The 670-nt window shown below is 37.8% G+C and carries 1 pseudogene; it reads right to left on the bottom strand.

From position 1 onward, the window contains the following. A pseudogene (locus tag NNO02_RS23465) lies at positions 1-556 on the bottom strand (recombinase family protein); the annotation flags it as partial. Between the last annotated feature and the right edge of the window lie 114 nt (positions 557-670).

The raw sequence follows: 670 nt of genomic DNA, 5'->3' as shown, positions 1-670 counted from the left end.
CTATAAAGGCTAGAGAACTGATAAAATTATCATGATGGATGATTTTTCTAAGTGGGAAATTAAGAATTCTCAAACCATTCATTAAGTAGATGTCGCATTTTTGCATTGCTGTGTTAATGACTATTCGTTCGATATTACTTAATGCATAATTACGACACTTCTCTCTGTTGATTTTGTTGTCTAGCTCCATGCTGGCAACCATTTCACCAGTAGTATTCCCTCCTCTGGACTTGAGGGTCCTTAATCTCAATTCGCCATCGCGCAATTCTTTACTTAGGACTCTGACTCTATTTGCTAATTCTATGACATCCGGAGCTATCTGAAGTGCGTCAAGAAGGTGATTAATCTTTATATGAATATCAACCAAATAGTGCTCAAGTTGTTTGATTGCATTTTTACCTGAAAAACTAGCCTGTAAAAAATCCATATTTGCTAACAATACGCCGACAAGAACTTGGTCAGTAAAGTCTCGCCTGATTGGAGGTGTGCTGCAACGATGGAGTCTCCTCATCGGACAGACGTAATACCCCATTCCTTTGTTATCTATCCCTGTCATGATTATCGAACATCCACACGAGCTGCAACGAAGAATAGAACGAAATAAATTGATTAAATAAGGATTGTCATATGATTTATCGCGTCCAAATGGAGTTAATCTAATCTCTTGTAC

The organism is Citrobacter sp. Awk 2 (genome assembly GCF_028069815.1).
GTDB lineage: Bacteria > Pseudomonadota > Gammaproteobacteria > Enterobacterales > Enterobacteriaceae > Citrobacter.
Note: the sequence above shows the minus strand (reverse complement) of the source record. Positions and strands in the feature narration are given on the sequence as shown.